The organism is Chryseobacterium viscerum (assembly GCF_002899945.2).
Lineage (GTDB): Bacteria > Bacteroidota > Bacteroidia > Flavobacteriales > Weeksellaceae > Chryseobacterium > Chryseobacterium viscerum.
The window spans coordinates 177,337-198,984 of the sequence record NZ_PPEG02000009.1; the positions used below are offsets into that span (position 1 = coordinate 177,337).

The following is a 21,648-nucleotide window of genomic DNA, read 5'->3' on the forward strand; positions in this document are numbered from 1 at the left end:
TAAACTGTGCAGACTTCAAGAATGGAGAAGTAGAGGATTACACGGTAAGAATCTCTAAGCCTATCGTTTCTAACCCGATAGATCAGACTGGAATCATGATTTATCCAAACCCTGTAAGTTCAGTATTGTTTGTGAAGAATATTAGCAAGAGAGCTAAATATAAGATTTACAATGCTGCAGGACAGGTAATCGGAGATGGTATTTTACTCAACAGCCAGATCAACGTAAGCAGATTGATCAACGGTGTTTATGTGATTGATATCGATGATAATGGTAAAACAGTTCAGAAGAAATTTATCAAAGAATAAGTAAACTAAATTTCAAATAGAATAAGCCTCCAGAAATGGAGGCTTATTTTTGTTAAAAGATCTCGTTGGAGAACAATTCCAGAATAATATTTTTACATAAAAAAACTCGTTAGAAAAGCTTCTAACGAGTTTTTATTTATTCAATACTGAAAATCACTTTTTCAGTCTGTTCTTTCAATTCTTCCAGATTGGTATTGTTGTAGATAATACAATCTGCCATTTTAATTTTATCCCTTTCCGGCATTTGTTTCTCCATGACAACTCCTACTTCACGGTAGGTTTTGTTATCCCTGTCCATCACTCTTTTGATTCTGATATTATCCTCAGCTGTTACCAAAAGAGACTTATAACATTTTCTGTTGAGCTTTAGTTCAAACAAGAGTGCTGTTTCTTTGAATACTAAATATTTACTCTGCTTTTGTACCCAATCTTCGAAATCAATCCGTACAGCAGGATGAATAATTTCGTTTAGCTGATGGAGCAGATCTTTATTGTTGAAAACTTTATCTGCAACAAATTTTCTATCATACAATCCGTTTTCATCATAGGATTCTTCACCAAGAAGTTCCTTTATTTTTATTTTCAGTGCTTCGCTTTCATTAACGATCGCTTTTGCCCTGTCATCAGAATAGTAAACCGGAAAACCGAGCTCTTCTATAAATTGGGCTACTGTTGTTTTTCCAGAACCTATTCCGCCTGTTAATCCTATAACCTTGGGCGATGGTTCCGGTTCTGTCTGTTGTATTTCTGAATGTAATTCTTCCATAATTAAAAATTAATATCCAAAAACATCATTAAAGGTGAACGTTTCATCAAGTCTTACGCCTTTTTCAGTCATTGTAAGGCTTGCAAGTTCATTATGAGCATCATGTTCAAAGAACAATAGATATTCGTTGTCTACACATTGTTTAAGGAATTTTCCTTTTTCTTCCAAGGTCAAAAGAGGTCTCGTATCATATCCCATTACATAAACCTGATTGATATGCCCTGCCGTAGGAATAAGGTCTGCCGCAAAAACAACAGTCTTTTCCTGGTATTGGATTACTGGAAGCATTTGCTTTTCCGTATGGCCATCTACGAAGATGACATCCATTTTCAGATCCGGGGCAAAACCGTAATTGCCGGTAGTAGGAAGGGGTAAAAAATTAAGCTGGCCGCTTTCCTGTATCGGCATAATATTTTCCTTCAGGAAGCTTGCTTTTTCTCTCGCATTAGGTTCAGTTGCCCATTGCCAGTGGTTTTCATTAGTCCAGAAGTTGGCATTTTTGAAAGCCGGTCTGTATCCGGTTCTGTCATCATTCCACTCTATAGCGCCACCACAATGGTCGAAGTGAAGGTGAGTAAGGAATACATCGGTGATATCTTCCTTTATAAAGCCATATTTCTTTAGATTTTTATCAAGAGTATCATCTCCCCAAAGAGAATAATGTCCGAAAAATTTATCATCCTGCTTGTTGCCGAGACCGCAGTCTACAAGGATGAGCTTTTTTCCGTCTTCTATAAGCAGGGAACGTGTTCCCAACTCGATTAGGTTTTTTTCGTCTGCTGGGTTTGTTTTTTCCCACAGACTCTTTGGGACGACTCCGAACATAGCGCCGCCGTCCAGTTTAAATTTTCCACATTGTATTGGATATAACTTCATATGTATATTTTGATTATTTCTTTATTAATTTCATTTTCTCCGCAATCTTTTTCCCGTTATCATCAGATTGTTCAAGTTGCGTAATGATGTTGTTAAAATCAGGCTCTTTCCTGTTCTGGGAAAGTTTTTGCTTGATAAATATTTCGGTAGGAATTATTTTTATCCCAAAAGCTCCTTTCATTTCCTTTTCTACAAATTCTTTTCCCATATCTTTCACCATCATCGGACATTGCTGGAAGTTTTCATATTTGGATGTTAATTTATCCAAATGGGCATAAAGCTCATCATGGTTCATCAATTCAACTTTTCCATAGATCTGTACTGCCTCGTAATTCCATGTGGAAACATTAATATGATCATACCAGCTGCTGGAAATATAAGTATGGGCTCCCAAAAAATCACAGAGAACTTCATCACCGTCTTTTAATATTTTTGCCTGAGGATTTGCTCTCGAAATATGAGTCTCAATATAAGCATTTTCAGGATCATCTTCATTCAGCAGCATCATAGAATGAGTCGCCCTGATTTTATCAGCGGAAGAAATCAGTAAAGCAAAAGAATTTTCCTTGATGATATCTCTCATCACATCAAAATCTTCACTTCTGTATAATTTGGGTATAAACATAAACTAAGAAATTCTAATTAGCCTTAAACCTTGAACTTTGAATTAAAAAAGCTCACCCGGATTTTTAGGTCTTGTAATATTTAAATGTTTGTAAGCCTTGTCAGTAACTTCTCTTCCTCGGGGAGTCCGGATAATAAATCCTTCCTGGATCAAAAATGGTTCATAAACCTCTTCTAAAGTTTCCGGATTTTCAGCAATAGATGTAGCCAGAGCAGAAATACCAACGGGCTTTCCTTTGAAGTTTTCAATCATAACACGCATGATCTTGTTGTCCATTTCATCCAAACCGAATTCATCCACATTCAGAGAATTTAATGCATATTTTGTAATATTGATTTCAATTTCACCATTCCCTTTGATCTCGGCAAAGTCACGTACCCTTCTCAATAATGCGTTGGCAATCCTTGGTGTTCCACGGCTTCTTCTTGCAATTTCTATCGCGGCATCTTCATAAATAACAACTCCTAAAACCCTTGCACTTCTTTGAATAATCATTGATAAAAGTTCAATAGAATAATACTCCAGCCTGCTTTGAATCCCGAATCGGGCGAGCATGGGCTTCGTAAGCATTCCGCTTCTGGTTGTTGCGCCCACTAGGGTAAAGGGATTCAGTCCGATTTGTACACTTCTGGCATTAGGACCTGTTTCCAGCATAATGTCAATCTTGTAATCTTCCATTGCAGAATACAAATATTCTTCTACAATAGGAGATAGACGGTGAATTTCATCAATGAAAAGAACATCATTTTCTTCCAGATTGGTCAACAAACCAGCTAAGCTTCCGGGTTTATCCAATACAGGACCCGACGTGATCTTACAATTTACCCCAAGTTCATTGGCAATAATATTGGCTAAAGTAGTTTTTCCAAGCCCTGGCGGGCCATGTAATAAAACATGATCTAGTGCTCCACCACGTCTTTTCGCAGCGGTAACAAAAACATCAAGGTTCTCCAGCGTTTTTCTCTGTCCCGCAAAATCTTTAAAGCTTTGGGGACGGATCTGTTCTTCCTGCATGAGCTCCTCTCGTGAGTAGTTTTCCTTATCTGGATGTAAAAAATCTGGCATTAATTCATTTCATTTACTTCAAAGATAGCAAATTTAGACTAAGGTTGAAGGGCAGATTGAGAAAAGGTTAAGATTGATACAGACGTTTAGACTCACGTTAAAAATGAGAATCGCTAAGATTGAAATAATTGGGATATTTTAAGTATTTTTGAGAGGAGAAATTATTAATAAAAATTAATAAATTTTGATTGTTTAGATAGATCAATACTAATTGATAAAGTAAACATTCGCCTTAATATTAAATAAATGAAATTAATAGGACCATTTAAGCAGGTGGTAACGCTTGCTAACTTACCATTAAGAGGAAAACTTTCCGATGAACAACTGGAAATTATTGTAGACGGAGGAATTATAGTAAATCAGAATACCATTCAGAAAGTTGGAAATTTTGAAACATTAAAAGCAGAAAATCCTACCATAGAAATCGAAAAGATAGAAGGAGAACAGATTGTACTTCCTGCTTTTGTAGATTCACATACCCATATTTGTTTCGGAGGAAACCGTGCCAACGATTTTGCCATGCGTAATGCTGGAAAAACTTATCTGGAAATTGCAGAAAGCGGCGGTGGAATCTGGAGTTCTGTACAGCACACAAGAAATGCTTCAGAAGAAGAATTATTGAAAACTTTGATAGAAAGAATCAACTTTCTGGTTGATCTGGGAATTACCACCATTGAAGTAAAGAGCGGTTACGGACTGGATGTGGAAAATGAGCTGAAGATGCTTAGAATTATTAAAAATGCACAAAATTCGACGAAGGCAACTTTGGTGCCTACCTGTCTTTCAGCCCATTTAAAACCAAGAGATTTTGAAGGAAGCAATTCTGAATATCTGGAATATATCATTACCGAAATTTTACCAAAAGTAAAAGAAGAAGGATTGGCAAATAGAGTAGATATTTTTATTGAAAAGTCAGCATTTCAGCCTGACGAGAGTAAAGAATTCTTACTTAAAGCAAAAGCATTAGGTTTTGAAATTACCGTACATGCGGATCAGTTTACCCCTGGAAGTTCAAGAATTGCGGTGGAAGTAGGAGCGAAGTCTGCAGATCATTTGGAAGCAACCATTGACGAGGATATTCAATTTTTGGCTGAATCAGATACGGTGGCAACAGCTCTTCCTGGGGCAAGCTTAGGATTGGGTGAAAAATTTACTCCGGCAAGAAAATTATTAGATGCAGGAGCTATCGTAGCTATCGCAAGTGACTGGAATCCGGGATCAGCTCCCATGGGAAATTTAATTACTCAGGCTTCTATTCTGGCAACTTTCCAGAAACTGACGACTGCTGAAGTTTTGGCAGGAATGACCTTCCGTGCTGCTTATGCACTTAATCTTGAGGATAGAGGACAATTGGAGGCAGGAAAAAAGGCAGATTTTGTCACTTTCAAAACCAATAATTTCCAGAATGTACTTTATAATCAGGGAAGCTTAAAAGCGGAAAGTGTATACATTGATGGTAATAAAAAGTAATAGAAAACACATCCATGAAAATTAAATTAGAAGAGATTAAAGAAAAATATGTCTCTCTTGGTATTGCAGAAAAAAACGTTGATTATGCATTAAATGCTGTAAAATCAGGCACGAAAAAAGACTTTATCATGAAGAACTTGACTTCAGATATTAGAAAAGTAGAGCCTGCTATAGCCAATAATATGTTGGATGAAATGTTTGCTGCAAATGGAGGAGAATTTAAACATGAAAATAGAGGAGGATATCTTTATTCTACATTTTACCTAATAGCCATTGTTGCTTTAGGTATTGTGACTTTTTATTTTAATAAAGAAAATAGAAGTATGCAGTTTAAACTCGGTGGTGCTTTATTAGTATTTATAGTTTTATTTTTCAGAACATTTATACCTACTATAAAAGGTAGGTTTAGAGAATAATTTTAGATTATGATTTGGCAAGGCAGATTGGACGGAGAAGAACTTCTCTATCACAGATTATTTCAAAGAGTAAAGGAAGAACGTAATTACGACAACATTTCTACAGATGATTTTGTCTTGCATGGTTTTGCTGTAGATGAAGGAGTAAGGAGAAATAAAGGTCGTCAGGGAGCCAAAGATTCACCTGATGTGATCAGAAAGAATATGGCTAATTTTCCAGTGATTATTCCGGGTTTTTCAATGCTGGATTTTGGGAACGTTACCTGTGAAGACCAAAATCTGGAAAATACTCAGAATAATCTTGCCAAAAATGTTTCAAAAGTACTTTTAAAAGGTGGAAAATCTCTTGTACTGGGCGGAGGGCATGAAGTGACGTATGCCCATTATTTAGGGGTAAAAACAGCCTTTCCTGAACAAAAAATAGGGATCATTAATATTGATGCTCATTTTGATAACAGACAGCCGGAAAAAGGGGTAGGACCAAGTTCCGGAACCGGTTTCTGGCAGATTGCCCAGGAAGGTCCTATCAATTCTCTTCATATCGGCATCCAGAGAAACTCGAATACGCTAAAGCTTTTCGATACAGCTCATCAGTATGGGATGAAATACATCCTTTCAGATGAATTGTTTTTTGAAAACCTTCCTTCTATTTATCAGCGTATAGATGAGCTGCTGGATAATGTGGATTTCGCCTATCTTACTATTTGTATGGATGTATTTAACGCATCTATCGCACCCGGAGTTTCCGCTTCAGCATATAATGGTATCTTTGCAGATACAACCTTTATGCATTTTTACAGACATATCTTAAAAAACAAAAAACTGGTTGCACTGGATGTAGCAGAAGTTAATCCGTCTTTCGATATTCAGGATAGGACGGCAAGGCTGGCAGCATGTCTTGTGAATGAATGGCTAATGATGTAAAAAGTTATATTCTTCCGATAGAGAAAATCATTATTTTATTAACCCTTAAGGAATGAAATTTGCTGACTTCATCGTGCTTTTAAAATAAAAGCGCTCATAAATTCATTAGCTGAATTTAAAACAGAAATTATATTATGGAACAATTAATTGAAAGCAAGCTTATTAAAGCAGATAAAGCGTTTTCAGTGTGGAGAAAAGTGCCGTTTGAGGAAAGGCAGAAGTTAATTGCAAAAGCAGCAGAAATTTTAAAGAATAATTCTGAAAAGTTTGGGACAATCATTACTAAGGAAATGAATAAGCCTGTTTCAGAATCCATTGCTGAAGTAGAAAAGTGTGCTTTAATGATGAATTATTATGCAGACGCTGAGAATATTTTAAAACCAGAAAAAATTGAATCTGAATTTGCTTATTCTGAAGTTCATTATGTTCCAAAAGGAGTGATTTTAGGAGTAATGCCATGGAATTTTCCTTTCTGGCAGGTATTAAGATTTGCTGTTCCTGCAATTTTAGCTGGAAATACAGTCGTTTTGAAACATGCTTCAATTTGTTTCGGAAGTGGAAATGCAATAGTAGACGTTCTTTTGGAAGCAGGCTTTCCGGAAGGTATTTTCCAGAATCTTGAAGTAGGACATCAGGCTGTAAAGGAAATTCTTGAACATGATGTTGTAAAAGGAGTAAGCTTAACAGGGAGTGGTAAAGCAGGGGGAGAAGTGGCTTCAATAGCTGGTTTAAATATCAAAAAATCTTTACTTGAATTAGGAGGAAGTGATGCTTTTATCATTTTCGATGATGCAGATCTGGAAACAGCAGCAAAAGCAGGAGTAAAATCCAGACTTCAAAATTGTGGACAAACCTGTACTGCGGCAAAAAGATTTATCATAGATGAAAAGATTGAAGGTGAATTTTTACCTAAATTCATTGAAGAATATAAAAAATATGAAATCGGAGATCCTTTAGATAAGGAAACTAAATTAACAGGAATGGCAAGACCCGACCTTGCTGATGAGTTAGAAGCTCAATTCAATAGAGCATTGGAAAATGGTGCAGAAATTATTATTCCTTTGGAGAGAATTTCAGAGAATGAATTTAAACCCGGTTTAATTAGAGTTCAGGAAGGAAATCCAATTTTAAAAGAAGAACTTTTCGGACCTCTTGGAATGATCATGATTGCAAAAAATGATGAAGAAGCTTTACAAATGGCAAATGATATTCCTTTCGGACTTTCCAATTCTGTTTGGACCAAGAAACCAGAGCGTCAATTATTCTTTATTGAGAATCTTGAATCAGGAACAGTAAATATCAACAGAATGACGAGTTCTGATCCGCGTTTTCCATTCGGTGGAAGCAAGGCTTCAGGATATGGAACTGAGCTTTCTTTGCTGGCTCTAAAAGAGTTTGTAACAGCGAGAACTATCGTAGGACATTATTAAGGTTGGTATTAATGACACAGCCTTATTTTTATAAATAAAAAACTCCCGGAAATCGATTTCCGGGAGTTTTTGTTTTTGTATGTTTTGACAAAAGTACTTTGCCTTTTCTTCTTTTAAACGGTAGTCAATCTCAATGTATTTGTTTTTCCACCTTCGTATGATGGAGTAGCATTGATGTTGATTACGAAATCTCCTGTTTCAATATAGCCATAGTTATGGGTTAGCATATTTACCTGGATGATCGTTTCGTCAGTAGACTTTTTCATATCATAATAGTAAGCGTGAACGCCCCAAAGAAGGTTCAGCATAGCGATTACTCTTTTGTTTCCACTGTAAACAATGATCTGTGAGTTAGGTCTGTGTGCTGCAAGCTGGAAAGCAGTATACCCAGAATGAGTAAGCGTTACAATAGCAGAAACGTTGGTTGTTTTAGCAATTCTTACTGCTGCAAGACAAACTCTATTGGTAATGAATCTCTCATCGATACAGTTGTAATCCTTTTCGATAGGCTCATTTTTATGTTGATAAAAATGAGTTGTTTCGATATTCTTTACAATTTTGGCCATATTTTCCACAACCTGTACCGGATATCTCCCTACAGAAGTTTCTCCTGAAAGCATTACAGCATCAGCTCCATCCAATACAGAGTTAGCAACGTCATTTACTTCTGCTCTGGTTGGCGTTAAGCTGTTGATCATAGTTTCCATCATCTGGGTAGCAATGATAACAGGCTTAGAGTAGAACCTTGCCTTTTCTACCAGATTTTTCTGAATAGCAGGAACTTCTTCCATTGGAACTTCTACACCCAGGTCACCACGGGCAACCATCAATCCGTCACATTCTAACAGGATTTCTTCAATATTTTTTACCCCTTCAGGCTTTTCAATCTTCGCAATGATCGGTGTTTTGAATTTACCATTTGGATGCGCATTGATAAGCTCTTTCAAGTCGATAATATCCTGAGCATGGCGAACGAATGATAAGGCAATCCAGTCAACTTCCATGTCAAGCATGAAATTAGCATCCTGAACATCCTTTTCTGTCAAAGCAGGAAGAGAAACATTCGTATTAGGTAGATTAACACCTTTTTTAGAACTTAACGGACCACCTTGAATGGTTTTTGCTTTTACAGTATCTATTTCATTGGTTTCAATAACCTCCAACATTAGCTTCCCATCGTCAATAAGGATTCTTTCCCCTACTTTTACATCCTGTGGAAACTGTTGGTAAGTCATATAAACCTTGGTAGAATCTCCTTCCATCTTTTCATTAGTGAAAGTAAGAATATCTCCAGGGTTCAGATAAGAACCTTCTTTTACAACACCTACTCTTAGTTTAGGTCCCTGAAGGTCTCCTAGAATACCCACTGAATACCCATACTCGCTGTTTAGCTCTCTAATTATTTCAATATTTGATCGAACTAAGTCGTAATCTGCATGGGAAAAATTTATTCTGAAAATGTCAACACCCGCTTTCATTAAATCTAACATTATCTCCTTCGATGACGAAGCAGGTCCTAGTGTTGCGATAATTTTTGTCTTCTTTAAATACTTATTCATAATACTGGATAATTTGATAAAGTTCCTCATCAGAACTCAGTGTATAATCTTGAATTGGAAACACAAGATTTTCAGGGAGCAAAATTACGGAAAAATCAGGAAACTGTTCCGAACTATGTAAAATATATTCGACATCTACCTGATTATTTAATAAAAATTTAATGTTTTCTTCTTCTGTAAAGAGTTCCGTCTGAACTTTTTTTTGCTTACTTTCCGAAGATTTATTTGAAATAAAGGTAAAACAAGTTTTTGAAAACTTGTGGTAGGCCTCATATCTAGGAAAAAAATAATCGTAATATCCCCCATGAAAGACCAGGTCTTTCTTTCTTGCAAAATTGAGGTTGTTGGTTTGATTTATTTTGTAGAAAAACTCATGAGCAGGTATATCTTTTGCTAATCTTACCAATCCTATGGCAATATCTTCAAATTCTATATCATCAAGATCATAAAGTTTTTGAATTTCCAAGTATATTTTCTTTTTTATTTAAAATATAAAATGCCCTCTGTGCTGCTTTTTCCTCTGCTTTCTTCTTGGAAGTCTCTGATGCGTTTGCAATTTTTTCATCTCCCAGCCACACGTGGCACCTGAATACAACAGATTTATTAACTTGTATTTCCTCGCAGGTTTCGTACTTGATATTAACCTTCTTCTTTTGGCTCCATTCAAGCAGGAGGCCTTTGTAGCTTACAATTTTGTTTTCAAGCTTGTTGATCTCGGAAGGGGTCAGTAATTTTTCCAGAATGATCCTTTTGCAGGCATCATAGTGGAAGTCCAAATAAACGGCACCAATTAAAGCTTCGAATAAATTTCCGGAGATATTTTCACCTAGGGCTGAAGAATTGTTTTGCTTTTGCAAAAGGCTGGTAAGCTTAAGGTCTTCTCCTAATTTATTGAGGTTTTTCCTATTAACAATCTTAGATTTCATCTGTGTCAGGTATCCTTCATTAGCTTGAGGATAAGTCTGGAACAAATGACAAGAAATAATTGTACCCAAAACAGAATCTCCTAAAAATTCAAGTCTTTCGTAATTGCTGTCTTGATTTTTAGAAGAATTTTTCAAAGAAAAAGCTTCGCGGTAAAGAGCTATATTTTGTACCTCCGTACCCAATACTTTTTTAAGCTCGGTACTGAGAAAATACTCTCTCTCCGTGAGTTGTCTTTTTCTTTTTTTGATAAGGAATTTAGAAAAGTATTTCTGTAACTCCATTCATTGAATTTAGATTTTCTTAAATAGAACGCAAGCATTATGCCCGCCAAATCCGAAAGTATTGCTCATGGCTACTTTTACATCTTTCTTCACAGCTGAATTAAACGTAAAGTTTAGTCTGCTGTCAATATTTTCATCATCAGTAAAATGGTTGATGGTAGGAGGAACAATACCATGAATAATAGTTCCCAATGCAGCGATAGCTTCAATAACACCTGCAGCACCTAAAAGGTGTCCTGTCATTGATTTTGTAGAATTAATCTGAATGTCGTAAGCATGCTCGCCTAATAATCTTGAGATTGCATTGGATTCTGCGATGTCTCCTAATGGAGTAGATGTACCATGCATATTGATATGATCTACTTCATCAGCAGTTAAACCTGCATCTTCCAAACAACTCTTCATTACCAGATAAGCACCAAGACCTTCAGGGTGTGGAGCCGTCATGTGATGTGCATCAGCACTCAAACCTCCTCCTAATAATTCTGCATAAATTGTAGCCCCACGTTTTACTGCGTGCTCATATTCTTCAAGAATGATTGTTCCTGCACCTTCTCCTAATACAAATCCATCTCTGTCTTTGTCAAAAGGTCTTGAAGCTGTTGTTGGATCATCGTTTCTTGTAGAAAGGGCCATCATTGCATTAAATCCACCGACACCACTTGCTGTAACGGCTGCTTCAGAGCCTCCGCATACAATCACGTCTGCTTTTCCTAACTGGATCAGCATTTTGGAATCAATTATAGCATTTGCTGAAGATGCACATGCAGAAACAGTAGTATAGTTGGGTCCGTGGAAACCATATTCAATTGAGATATGACCAGGAGTGATATCTGCAATCATCTTAGGAATAAAGAAAGGGTTGAATCTCGGAATTTCCGTATTTGCCCATCCTAATACCTCAGTTTCGAAAGTCTCTAAACCTCCAATTCCGGATCCCCAGATTACACCAACTCTGTTTTTGTCTACATTGTCTTCAATAATTCTGGAATGTGCCACTGCTTCTCTGGCAGCAACAAGTCCCAATTGAGTATTTCGGTCCATTTTTTTAGCTTCTTTCTTATCGAAATGCTGTAGTGGATCGAAACTCTTCACCTCGCAGGCGAACTTTGTTTTAAAGTTTGTGGCATCAAAAAGAGTAATCGAAGCGGCACCGCTCTCACCTTTTACAAGGTTTTCCCAGTATTCTTTTGCATTATTTCCTATTGGTGTTATTGCTCCAAATCCTGTTACAACTACTCTTTTTAATTCCATAAACTTTGTTTAATTTCTTTTTTGTTGAAGAATATTATTTATTTACTACTTCTTCGATGTAAGCGATAGCGTGTCCTACAGTAGTAATTTTTTCAGCCTGGTCATCAGGGATTTGAATATTAAATTCTTTTTCAAATTCCATGATAAGTTCAACTGTATCTAGTGAATCAGCTCCTAAATCGTTAGTGAAGCTAGCTTCAGGAGTTACTTCTGTTTCTTCAACGTCAAGCTTATCAGCGATGATAGCTTTTACTCTTGATGCAATGTCTGACATAGTAAATTATTTTTTTAATTGTTAGATGGTGCAAATATATAAAATTCTTTACGATAAAACATTTTTTTAGTCTTTTTTGTGGGGTAGAAGCTTTCATTTTGGATTGTCCCGATTTAGTCTTTTAATTTTCAGTAGGTTATATTTGTTGCTTGTGTATAAATATAAAATCAATCATAGAAAGTCTAATAGGTGATATAAGATATATCTTCCAAATTTCACTATTGAGAACTTTAATTTCATGAAATATGATCTTTAAAAAGTAATTTATCTTCGTTTTTTAGTTCCAAAGATTTTACTTTAAGTAATAGAAAGATTTTATTATTTAAAAATATTAGTACAATATAATAGAGACTGAATCATTTTAATGAAAGAGTATTATAGAAATTAAATTCGGGAAATAATAAGATAATTAATAAGTTCAATCGAACAAACTTATTCTATTAAATGTTAAGTAGTTCTTTATGTTGAATAGATATACTATATAGTATGTGACTCATATTATTATATAGGCATTGTGTTAATGGCTTGTTCTGATTTCTTGTGTTATATGATAAATAAAAAAGAGAATCTATTATTTAGATTCTCTTTTTAGTGGAGTTGGAGGGATTCTTACCTATTGGTTCATGACAGTTTTTTAAAGTTTTAATAGTCTAAAAATCAATTGTTTGCAATTTTTTAGTATCTTTGTGTTTTATAAAAGACCACAAAGATATTTAAAAAATGGGTGTAAAACTGGGTGTAACTTTTAGACTATGATTATTAAACGAAACATTGTTTTCGATCTCGAAAACAGAAAAACTGGAGGAGAATTGATCACTGAAAATATTCCTATTCGTATGCGAATCACATACGCTAGTAACAGGCTTGAAATATTTACAGGAATACGTGTTGACAGAAATAAATGGGATAGCCAAAAAAAGAAGGTAAAAGCAAATACCTTTAATAAGCTTATGCAATCTGCTTCCGATATAAATGGTAAACTTTCAGATTACGAAACTGAAATTCATAATATCTTTAAAAAATTTGAACTTGAAGAAGAAATACCTACCAAAGAAGAAGTTAGATTTATTTTCAATTCTGTTTTCGTAACAGAAAAGTCTAAAATTAGTTCAAAAAATTTCTTCGATTATTATGATGAGTTTATAACGGATAATGGAAGACTTAAAAACTGGAGTGAAAGTACTTTTGCAAAATTGGCAACAGTAAAAAATCATTTGAGTGAATTCAAACATAAGCTTTCTTTTTCATTTTTTAATGAAAAAGGATTGACTCTATATTCTGAATTTCTGCGAGATAATTTAAAAATGAGAAATTCAACCATTGAAAAACAAATTAGTTTTTTGAAATGGTTTCTGAAGTGGGCAAAAGCAAAAGGGTATAATAAAAATTTAGCCTTCGAAACTTATAAACCTAAACTGAAATCTACCCAAAAGAAAATTATTTTTTTAACACAAGAAGAGTTAAAAAAGCTAAATGATTATGAAATACCTGCTGGTAAAAATTATTTAGAAAGAGTTCGGGATGTTTTCTTGTTCTTATGTTATTCCGGAATTCGATATAGTGATGCGTTCAATTTGAAACGGTCAGATGTGAAAGATGAATATATCGAAATCACCACCCAGAAAACAGCAGACAGTTTAATAATTGAGCTTAACAAAAAAAGTAAAGAAATTCTTGAAAAATATAATGAAATACCTTTTCCAAATAATAAAGCGTTACCAGTAATTTCTAATCAAAAAATGAATGAATATATACAGGAATTAGCCAAACTTGCAGAAATTGACGAACCCATCCGTCTCACCTATTATAAAGGTAACAAAAGAATTGATGAAGTAGTTCCAAAATATGATTTATTGGGTTCTCACGCAGGACGCCGTACATTTATCTGTACTGCTCTTTCTTTGGGAATTCCGGTGAATGTAATAATGAAATGGACAGGACATTCTGATTATAAATCTATGAAGCCATATATTGATATTGCTGATAATATCAAGGCTAATGCTATGAAAAAATTTGATTTAATATGAAAAATGAGAATCAATTTTTACAAGAAATATCTTACCTCATAAAAATTTTTGATGGTGCTTTTTTTCTATTACATAATGATAAATTTCATTACGGTGAAGCTCAAATGAAAAAGCTATATAAAAGTAAAGAAATCAGCGAAGAACTTGATGAAAAAAACTTTGATGTTTTTTTTATGCAATTAGCTAATGAAGGATTTAAAGAGATTATTTTCAACGATTTAATAGGGAAGATAAGTAAATATAATGATCTTGTTTTTGAAAAAAAAGTCATTACAAATGATCGATTTTTAAATTTTTATTTTGAGAATATACCAGAACTGCGCAAAATCCAGCAATGGGTTAAATTGAAAGAAAGAGAAATTTTGGAAGTAGAACAGTATAATTCTGGAATGGCTCAGTTAGAAAAACAAAATATAATAAATGAACTTGAAAAAGAATTATTTCATTTAGAACAAGAGAAAGAACGGATTTACAATAAATATTCTTGGGTTAAAACAAATTATTATTTTAAAATCCTTAATAAAGCGGATGAAATAATTGAAAAAATCGGAAATTATTTTAAAGTTTCTCTTTTAAAATCAACCAATGAGATTTTTGATTCAAAACTGACCAAAAGAATTTTTGAAACGATGATTGAAGAAAAATACATCAATTCAAAATCTCAGCTTACATCTGAAAATTTCCATCTCATTTTAAATTTAAAAACCCCAAAACAAAGCTGTACTAATGCTTTGAAAGTGACACACTTCGGTTATCTTTTCAAATTATTATCAGATGATGTTGAGAAAAAGGGATTTAAAAAGCAAGATTGGGAAAATTTTGTAATTAAAGAATTTAATTTAAGAGTGGGCACATTGGAAAGTAGATTTTACCGAACAGATAAAAATAAAATTTTTGATGAAATTATCAACTCGTAAACGGTTAAAAATGGTCAATAAACTTCAAGAATAAACTGCAAAGAACTATATAAAACCTGTAGACGGTTTAAAATCACGAAAAATAAAATTTCCATAAATGCAAATAATTGTTATTCAATTATTTGCATTTTTATTTTACAAGAGAATCACGAAAAATCACCAAATAGTTATTAGAAATTTGACCTGTTCGAACAAACGAAAGCCAAAGTACAAGGCATTTATTTAATCAAATCTAAATTTCAAAAAATGGAAAATATTAATTCATTAAAAGAAAAACCATTATGGCAACTAACAGGCAAAGAATTTCTTGATTTAATTGAGGGAAGTGGCGTAAAATCAAATACTGAAAACTTTGAAAATTCAAAAATTATAGAGAAAAAATATGTCTATGGCATTTCAGGTATTCAAAGCTTATTGAATTGTAGTGAATCTTCGGCTAAAAGGTTGAAAAAGAGTGGCACGATTGACCAAGCCATTATTCAAAATGGTAGAAAAATAATTATCGATGTTGAAAAAGCATTGGAACTTCTAAAGAACAATGGTAAACCAGGACTAAAGAAGAAATAATGAAAAATAAAATTCCATATCTACGAATAGGCACGGTTTACTATAAGCAAATTGAAAAGTCATTGATTTCAGAAGACAAAACTTCAATCTTGGTTGATTACAATATTTTAAAACGTAAAGCAATTATAGATGGAAAGTAAAATTTTCACTCCAAAAACTCGAAAAAAAGTGCTTATTTCTAATGATTTTCGGGAGGTTTTAATTTCTCAGGAGACAACCATTATCGAGCAGAGAATTTTGGTGGTCATCTTATCTGCGATCAAAGAGCAACAGTCTTTATTTATATCGGTGAAATCGGCTTTGAAAAAAGAAGAGAATCCGCTTTCCTTTGATGATTACTATGAAGGGTGGGCAAATCAAGGAACGATAGATTTTTTATTATCACTCCACGATTTAAATCCAGACAGAAGGATGAAAAATGAATATATCCAGTCCGCATTGATCAATATGGCCAACATCAACTGGCTGAGATTAAAAGATGAAACTATCAACGGTTACAAGGCTGTCCCTTTCATAATAGAGCCGGGATGGAACAAGAAAAATATATTTTTCAAAATGGATAAGGCTGTACTGAGACATCTCGTAAATATGAATTCTTATTTCTCTATCAAAAAAGATCTCCCATACCAAGCCTCGACTTCCAATACTCTCAGATTTTTAATGTGGCTATTGAAATACAAACAGCACGGAGGAATTATAAAATCGTATTCGCAGATACTTAAAGAGTTATTCATTCATAAAGATCACTATGAAGGGCATTATCGCTTTGAGAGAGATTTTTTGAATAATGTAAAGGCGGATCTGGATAGTTATAATGAGCTAAGTTTTAATTATGCCTATGACAAAGGAAATTATAGCTTTTTGATTTATTACACAAAGAACGCTGTTGGTTTAGGGGAAGTGTTTTCATCATTAAACAATCTTCAGACTGATCGGGCATTGAAATATTTAAAAAAAACACGGAAGCTTGACGAAAGAAGTTTATCCGTCCTACGGAAGCTTTTTGAAGTAAGAGGTTACAAAGAACTATCAATTCGATTGAAACGAAAAATTGATCCGAATTTGATAGGAATTGATTACATAAAAGCAGCTTTTCGATTACTTGAAAATGAGTAGGATATTATCTCCGTAATTCTGGATATTACCTCCGTTTTTTCAGATGTTATCTCCGATATTCTGGATATTATTTCCGAAAAAACAGATATTATCTCCGTATTTCTGGATTTTATCTCCGAATAATAACGGTTCGATCCTGTTTAAGTTGTTCATTTTCAAAATCTTATAAGTGTATTGAAAATCTGCTTAATTATATTAATGCCTATTAAGTATTATAATCTTAATAATTAAAATAATAAATGTGGATAAAATATCAAGAATTATCTATTTGCAATGGGTTGAAAATCAATTGTTCTAAAAATAGAAAAGTTGTTGACAATTTGGATATTATCTCCGTAAATATTTTTGATGGTGAAAGAAAAAAGAAAAAAATAGCAAAAAATTACAAAATGAACTGCAAACAATTTAACAGCATATCGTTGGAAGAAGTCCTCCTTTCTCTCGGACACCTTCCAGCGAAACAAAATGAAAAAGAAGCTTGGTATCTCAACCCCTTTGCCAGCGAATCCCAAGCCTCTTTTAAAATCAATAAAAGTCTTAACAAGTGGTACTTATTCTCAGAAGGAATCGGTGGAAACAATACTGACTTTATGAAGAAGTATCTGAATACTTCAGTAAATGGAGTTTTACTTTGGGCAGAAAATCAGAACTTTTCTTCTTTTCTAAATCAAAATATTCCTGATCAGAAGTTCAAAAGCCCGAGTAAAAATTATGAGATACTGGACGTTAATGGAATCCAGCATCCTGCACTTTTGGAATATTTAAGAGAAAGAAAAGTTGGAAATCAAACTCAGTTCTTACACGAAATTCATTACCGAATGAATGATAAAAACTATTTCGGAATTGGTTTCAAGAACGATTCTGGCGGTTATGAAATCCGCAATAAATATTCTAAAATTTGTTTGGGCAAAAAAGATATTTCAACCATAAAAAACGGATCAGAATCGCTTCGGATTTTCGAGGGCTTTTTCGATTTTCTTTCCTTTAAAAATGTAGAGAATTTTTTAGAAAAAGAACCTGTCGATTATCTCATTTTGAATTCCGTTTCGATGATTCACAATATTAAAAGTTCACTAGGAAATTATGAAAATATTGAGCTTTATTTTGACAATGACGAAGCTGGAAATCGTGCCGTTGAAATTATTAGAAATGAAAATCAAAGCGCAGAAGATTGTCGGGTTTTATATTCAGATTTTAAAGACTTAAATGACTGGATGATTCACAAAAATCCATTACCTGAAAGACAAGTCAAACAAAGGCGAAGGTGAGTAAAATAAACACAGGTAAAATATGGTAGTACGTTAGTGCAAAAAGTACCCAAAGTTTACAATAAGCGTAGCCGCTGATTGTAAAATTGGGATTTTTGATTTCTTCCTATCGTCAGAAATGTTTTGAAACACACTAAAATTAACACAATGGAAAAAGACTTTTTACAAGATTTTATACACCAAGTCGCCAAAGAAAATGAAGCAAAGATTGCTCAGGAAAAGAGAAAAAAATATTTCCAGGAACTAGGTCGGAAAGGTGGTTTGAAGACCAAAGAAAATAAAAAACTGGATAAAGTGATTTCTATAAGAATGACCAATTCTGAATATGAAACCCTCATTCAAAAACAAAAAAAACATCCACTAAAATTGTCCACCTATATTCGGAATGTTTTATTCGAAAAAGAATTAAAGATCAATGAATTTCAAACCGATGAAGTCTTACTTCAATTTGGTAATCATTTCAAAAAAATAACCAATCTTTTAAGAAATCAGGAATGGAATGTTTTTGAAAATAAAAAAGAAATTTTAGAAAAAATTGAGAATCTGATCGAATTAGTTCATCAATACCTGTACTCAAAAATTCAGAAAAATGAATAACTCGGCAACCACAAGAACCATTACAAAAATTGCTTTGGAATACAATGCAAACGATAAAGGAACAGCAGAAATGGTGGCTTCAGGCTATCTTTTGAGTGACACTGCTGAAGGTCAGTTTAACGAAATGAAAACCGTAGCTGAAAGAAATACCAAAGTAAATAAATGGGCATTGACGGGCTACATTTCTCAACCGGACGAGATCGGCAGAAAATTGACGGATGAAGAATTCAAACAAATTGCGATAGAAGCTCTTGCAAAAGTAGGTTTGACAAACAAAAATCAATACCGACTGGATATTCACAACAGTACAAAACATAAGCATATTCATTTTGTCGCCAATAGGATTGATATTTCGGGAAAGTGCACTGTGAAAGCACACTATATCGGAAAGAGATTTGGTGAAGCTGTCAGAGAAGTTTGTAAAGAGAAAGGATTATTAACCGATGTTGAAATTGGAATTCAGAAAAAAGCAGAAATGCTTAAAAATTTGACCGAAACTTTAAAAGCAGTGGAAGATTTTGATGCTCTTGTTTTCAAAATGAAAGAAAAAGGTTTTGAAATTCAATTGTCATCCAATGTAAAAGACGGGATTTCGGGAATGCGGATTGTTATGGAAAAGGACAAAAACCATCAAACCGAAAGAGTTTATAAAGCGGGTTACAAATTGTCTGAAATTTCAAACCGATTGAAAATTTCTGAAATAAAATCTTTGTTTGAGGTGAAAAATGCGGTTCGGGAAGCCGAAAAATCGACTGAGAATTGGAAAGAGTTCCGAGCCAGTCTGCATCAGAAAGGATTCTCTGTTAAAATTCAATATAAAGAAGAGTTCAAACCCAATCAAAAAAATGAAATTCAAGACGTTTGGATAGGTAAAACTGAACAATTGGGAAATAACAAGCAGAAAAACGGATTACTTTTTAATCAATACAAAGGTTTTTCTCTTTCTGAGATCGATTCCAACTTTCAAGATCTTATAAAATCAATGTCTGGAACCAGCGAAATAAATAGTCTGAACACTCAACCACAATCACCATCAAAAGAAAGTGTAGCAGAAATTGCAGGTGAACTTTTAGAAGAACTTTTGAAACCGAATTATGTTGCTCAAAACGATGATGAACTATGGAAAAAGAAAAGAAAATCAAGATAAATATCAACTATTCAAAAATAAAAAAATGGAAAATAAAAATCAAAACGAAGAATCTAAAAGTAGTGGAATGGAACTTTTGGAAAACGTGATAAAATCTAATGACAATAACATTGCCTCAAATTTGGAGAATAACGAATCTAATGCGGAATTGAAAGCGGATATTGAAGATCTGGTATTGGCAATTGGTCAAATGCAATTAGACTTGGAAGTCGTGAAAGAAATTCCTAATGAGGTATTGGCTTTTTATGAAAAAGAACAACTTTCAAGAAATCAATATTTAAAAGATATTGCTACCATAATAGGAGCCGTTATTTCACAAAAAACCAGCGATTTTTTGGTAAGTTTTCAAAAACTAGCAAAAAGGATGGAGAAATTTACTTGGAGCGGAATTGGAGTTGCAATTTTCTCAGTTTTGGTGTTGATTATTTCTATCAATTTCGCAACCAATTGGTACAAAGAAAGCATCAAAGCAAAAAGTGAACTGCGCCAAGATATTTTAAATGATATTGCTTATGAAGGAAAAAAGATCTATAACGAAAATGAGGTGAAAATCTTGTCTGAAAATACTAAAGTAATGCAATTGTGGATCAAGAATAATCCTAAGAAAGCAGAAGATTTTTTAAGGTTTAAAGATGGGTTTGAAGCTAAAAACAACAAATAGCAATCAGTTTGAGTTCTGGTTTTTATCGAATTTTTCTTAACCCACTCTATTGAAATGTGGAAAAATCAGCCTCACCAAAACAGCAGATTTTCCCACATTCCAACAGAGGACAACAACAGCCAAGTTAAAAAAAAGTGTAGTCTTATTCATTTTTCGCAAGTTCAAAGAATTACCTTGTATTATATTACAGTAAGGAATAAAATTTAATACATTATTCAAAGTTACTAAATTGTTTTTTTCATTACCTTCGATTCTTGGCAAACATTATAATATGACGTATTTTATATGAAATATTTATTTTTTCTTTTATTTAGTATTTCGGTATATGTACAAAATATAGTTTCTGGAAATATTTTTTCAGAACAGGGTTATATTTTACAAAGCAGACTAATTTGGTTAGATAGGTTCATTGTCGATTAAAAAGGAAAGACCTTTTTGGAATTGGATTTAAAAATGATTTTGGAGGTTTTGAGGTGAGAAATAAATATTTGAAAATATGTCTTGGAAGGAAAGGTATTACTCTTATTGAGAATAAAATCAATAGGACTAAAGAAGTTTCTATTTTTGAAGACTTTTTTGATTATCTGATTTTCAGAAATCTCGAAAAAGAAGATTCAAATTCCGACTTTTTGATTTTAAATTCCACGTCAAAGCTCTTCAAAGCTCAAGGAAGGCTAAAGAAGTACGACAAAATTTCACTTTACCTGGACAATGATTCAAATGGAGAAGTGACAAAGGAAATCATTCAAAAGAAGTATCGAAATGTGGAAGATTGTTCTTTACTATATAAAGATTTCAAAGATTTGAACGAGTGGTTTTGTTTCAGTACATCCTTTTCTAATATCTAAATAACGAAACTAACCAAAGTTTTCTTAATTCAACAAGATGTAATTTGGCAGCTTAACTACGTAATATTGAAACAGGCAAGTTGAGAATTATTTGTTTATTCAAACTGAAAACAATAATAGTTTTATAGTTGCAAAAATAAAAATGAGTTTTAGATTTTAACATAATGGATTATTTACTTTTCTTATGTAAAATGTGAACTTAATTTTAATAATTAATTATATTTAAAATATATGAAATATATTTTAAATATGATGATTTTTAATAAATTGTTTGGTAGCTAATTGTATCGATTGTTAATTTGTTGACAGTCAGTACTGTTTTATT

General features: G+C 33.4%; 23 protein-coding genes. 14 read left to right on the top strand and 9 right to left on the bottom strand.

Features of this window, described 5'->3' with window-relative positions; translation table 11 throughout:
- The coding region (locus C1634_RS20425; protein ID WP_165835368.1) for a T9SS type A sorting domain-containing protein at positions 1-308 on the top strand (308 nt) is incomplete at its 5' end.
- Positions 309-444: 136 nt separating this feature from the next.
- Here the strand turns inward: C1634_RS20425 and coaE are convergent.
- From coaE to ruvB, 4 genes are read right to left on the bottom strand one after another with little or no spacing between them, the layout of a single operon-like run.
- Positions 445-1,074, bottom strand: coding sequence for a dephospho-CoA kinase (coaE, locus tag C1634_RS20430; protein WP_103232026.1), 630 nt, complete (start codon positions 1,072-1,074; stop codon positions 445-447).
- A 9-nt stretch (positions 1,075-1,083) separates the two neighbouring features.
- Positions 1,084-1,950 (bottom strand): MBL fold metallo-hydrolase, encoded by an 867-nt coding sequence (locus C1634_RS20435; protein ID WP_103232025.1) that lies wholly within the window; start codon positions 1,948-1,950, stop codon positions 1,084-1,086.
- Between the two features lie 13 nt (positions 1,951-1,963).
- The gene (locus C1634_RS20440; protein ID WP_103232024.1) at positions 1,964-2,575 is read right to left on the bottom strand and encodes an FMN-binding negative transcriptional regulator; all 612 of its coding nucleotides are present in this window, start codon (positions 2,573-2,575) and stop codon (positions 1,964-1,966) included.
- A 42-nt stretch (positions 2,576-2,617) separates the two neighbouring features.
- Positions 2,618-3,640, bottom strand: a complete 1,023-nt coding sequence (gene ruvB, locus C1634_RS20445; RefSeq protein WP_109739049.1) for a Holliday junction branch migration DNA helicase RuvB — start codon at positions 3,638-3,640, stop codon at positions 2,618-2,620.
- A gap of 246 nt (positions 3,641-3,886) precedes the next feature.
- Here ruvB and hutI point away from each other — a divergent pair, with 246 nt between their 5' ends.
- The 4 genes from hutI (at position 3,887) to C1634_RS20465 (ending at position 7,880) form a co-directional block, all read left to right on the top strand.
- Positions 3,887-5,110: an imidazolonepropionase gene (hutI, locus tag C1634_RS20450; RefSeq protein ID WP_103233932.1), complete on the top strand. Its 1,224-nt coding sequence runs from the start codon at positions 3,887-3,889 to the stop codon at positions 5,108-5,110.
- A 14-nt stretch (positions 5,111-5,124) separates the two neighbouring features.
- Entirely contained in the window at positions 5,125-5,526 is a 402-nt protein-coding gene (locus C1634_RS20455) for a hypothetical protein (RefSeq protein ID WP_103233931.1), read from the top strand.
- A 9-nt stretch (positions 5,527-5,535) separates the two neighbouring features.
- Positions 5,536-6,450 carry a formimidoylglutamase gene (gene hutG / locus C1634_RS20460; protein ID WP_103233930.1) on the top strand — a complete coding sequence of 305 codons (915 nt, stop codon included), beginning with the start codon at positions 5,536-5,538 and terminating at the stop codon, positions 6,448-6,450.
- Positions 6,451-6,584: 134 nt separating this feature from the next.
- Entirely contained in the window at positions 6,585-7,880 is a 1,296-nt protein-coding gene (locus C1634_RS20465) for an aldehyde dehydrogenase family protein (protein ID WP_103233929.1), read from the top strand.
- A gap of 113 nt (positions 7,881-7,993) precedes the next feature.
- Here C1634_RS20465 and pyk read toward each other — a convergent pair whose 3' ends face one another.
- From pyk to C1634_RS20490, 5 genes are read right to left on the bottom strand one after another with little or no spacing between them, the layout of a single operon-like run.
- The gene (gene pyk / locus C1634_RS20470) at positions 7,994-9,439 is read right to left on the bottom strand and encodes a pyruvate kinase (protein WP_103233928.1); all 1,446 of its coding nucleotides are present in this window, start codon (positions 9,437-9,439) and stop codon (positions 7,994-7,996) included.
- Entirely contained in the window at positions 9,432-9,905 is a 474-nt protein-coding gene (locus C1634_RS20475) for an IPExxxVDY family protein (protein WP_103233927.1), read from the bottom strand. Before C1634_RS20475 ends, pyk begins: the two co-directional genes overlap by 8 nt.
- A complete protein-coding gene (gene rnc, locus C1634_RS20480; RefSeq protein ID WP_103233926.1) occupies positions 9,883-10,647 on the bottom strand; it encodes a ribonuclease III in 765 nt (254 codons plus the stop codon). The genes C1634_RS20475 and rnc overlap by 23 nt, the downstream gene beginning before the upstream one ends.
- A 9-nt stretch (positions 10,648-10,656) precedes the next feature.
- Complete coding sequence (fabF, locus tag C1634_RS20485; protein ID WP_103233925.1) at positions 10,657-11,901, bottom strand: beta-ketoacyl-ACP synthase II; 1,245 nt, start codon at positions 11,899-11,901, stop codon at positions 10,657-10,659.
- A gap of 34 nt (positions 11,902-11,935) precedes the next feature.
- Complete coding sequence (locus C1634_RS20490; RefSeq protein ID WP_002976354.1) at positions 11,936-12,175, bottom strand: acyl carrier protein; 240 nt, start codon at positions 12,173-12,175, stop codon at positions 11,936-11,938.
- Between the two features lie 809 nt (positions 12,176-12,984).
- Between C1634_RS20490 and C1634_RS20495 the strand changes: the two genes are divergently transcribed.
- From C1634_RS20495 to C1634_RS26545, 9 genes are all read left to right on the top strand, one after another.
- Positions 12,985-14,202 carry a tyrosine-type recombinase/integrase gene (locus tag C1634_RS20495; RefSeq protein WP_449397349.1) on the top strand — a complete coding sequence of 406 codons (1,218 nt, stop codon included), beginning with the start codon at positions 12,985-12,987 and terminating at the stop codon, positions 14,200-14,202.
- Positions 14,199-15,119, top strand: a complete 921-nt coding sequence (locus C1634_RS20500) for a hypothetical protein (RefSeq protein WP_109739051.1) — start codon at positions 14,199-14,201, stop codon at positions 15,117-15,119. Before C1634_RS20495 ends, C1634_RS20500 begins: the two co-directional genes overlap by 4 nt.
- 246 nt (positions 15,120-15,365) lie before the next feature.
- Positions 15,366-15,686 carry a DUF3853 family protein gene (locus tag C1634_RS20505; RefSeq protein WP_109739052.1) on the top strand — a complete coding sequence of 107 codons (321 nt, stop codon included), beginning with the start codon at positions 15,366-15,368 and terminating at the stop codon, positions 15,684-15,686.
- A 129-nt stretch (positions 15,687-15,815) separates the two neighbouring features.
- The gene (locus tag C1634_RS20510; protein WP_109739053.1) at positions 15,816-16,802 is read left to right on the top strand and encodes a replication initiation protein; all 987 of its coding nucleotides are present in this window, start codon (positions 15,816-15,818) and stop codon (positions 16,800-16,802) included.
- Between the two features lie 389 nt (positions 16,803-17,191).
- Positions 17,192-18,070 carry a toprim domain-containing protein gene (locus tag C1634_RS20515; RefSeq protein ID WP_165835369.1) on the top strand — a complete coding sequence of 293 codons (879 nt, stop codon included), beginning with the start codon at positions 17,192-17,194 and terminating at the stop codon, positions 18,068-18,070.
- Between the two features lie 147 nt (positions 18,071-18,217).
- Positions 18,218-18,667, top strand: coding sequence for a plasmid mobilization protein (locus tag C1634_RS20520; RefSeq protein ID WP_109739055.1), 450 nt, complete (start codon positions 18,218-18,220; stop codon positions 18,665-18,667).
- Complete coding sequence (locus tag C1634_RS20525; protein WP_103235579.1) at positions 18,660-19,814, top strand: relaxase/mobilization nuclease domain-containing protein; 1,155 nt, start codon at positions 18,660-18,662, stop codon at positions 19,812-19,814. Before C1634_RS20520 ends, C1634_RS20525 begins: the two co-directional genes overlap by 8 nt.
- Before the next feature lie 25 nt (positions 19,815-19,839).
- On the top strand, positions 19,840-20,475 hold the full coding sequence (locus tag C1634_RS20530) for a hypothetical protein (RefSeq protein WP_123921528.1): 636 nt from the start codon (positions 19,840-19,842) through the stop codon (positions 20,473-20,475).
- Between the two features lie 473 nt (positions 20,476-20,948).
- Positions 20,949-21,323, top strand: a complete 375-nt coding sequence (locus C1634_RS26545; RefSeq protein ID WP_394337110.1) for a toprim domain-containing protein — start codon at positions 20,949-20,951, stop codon at positions 21,321-21,323.
- Positions 21,324-21,648 lie beyond the last annotated feature (325 nt).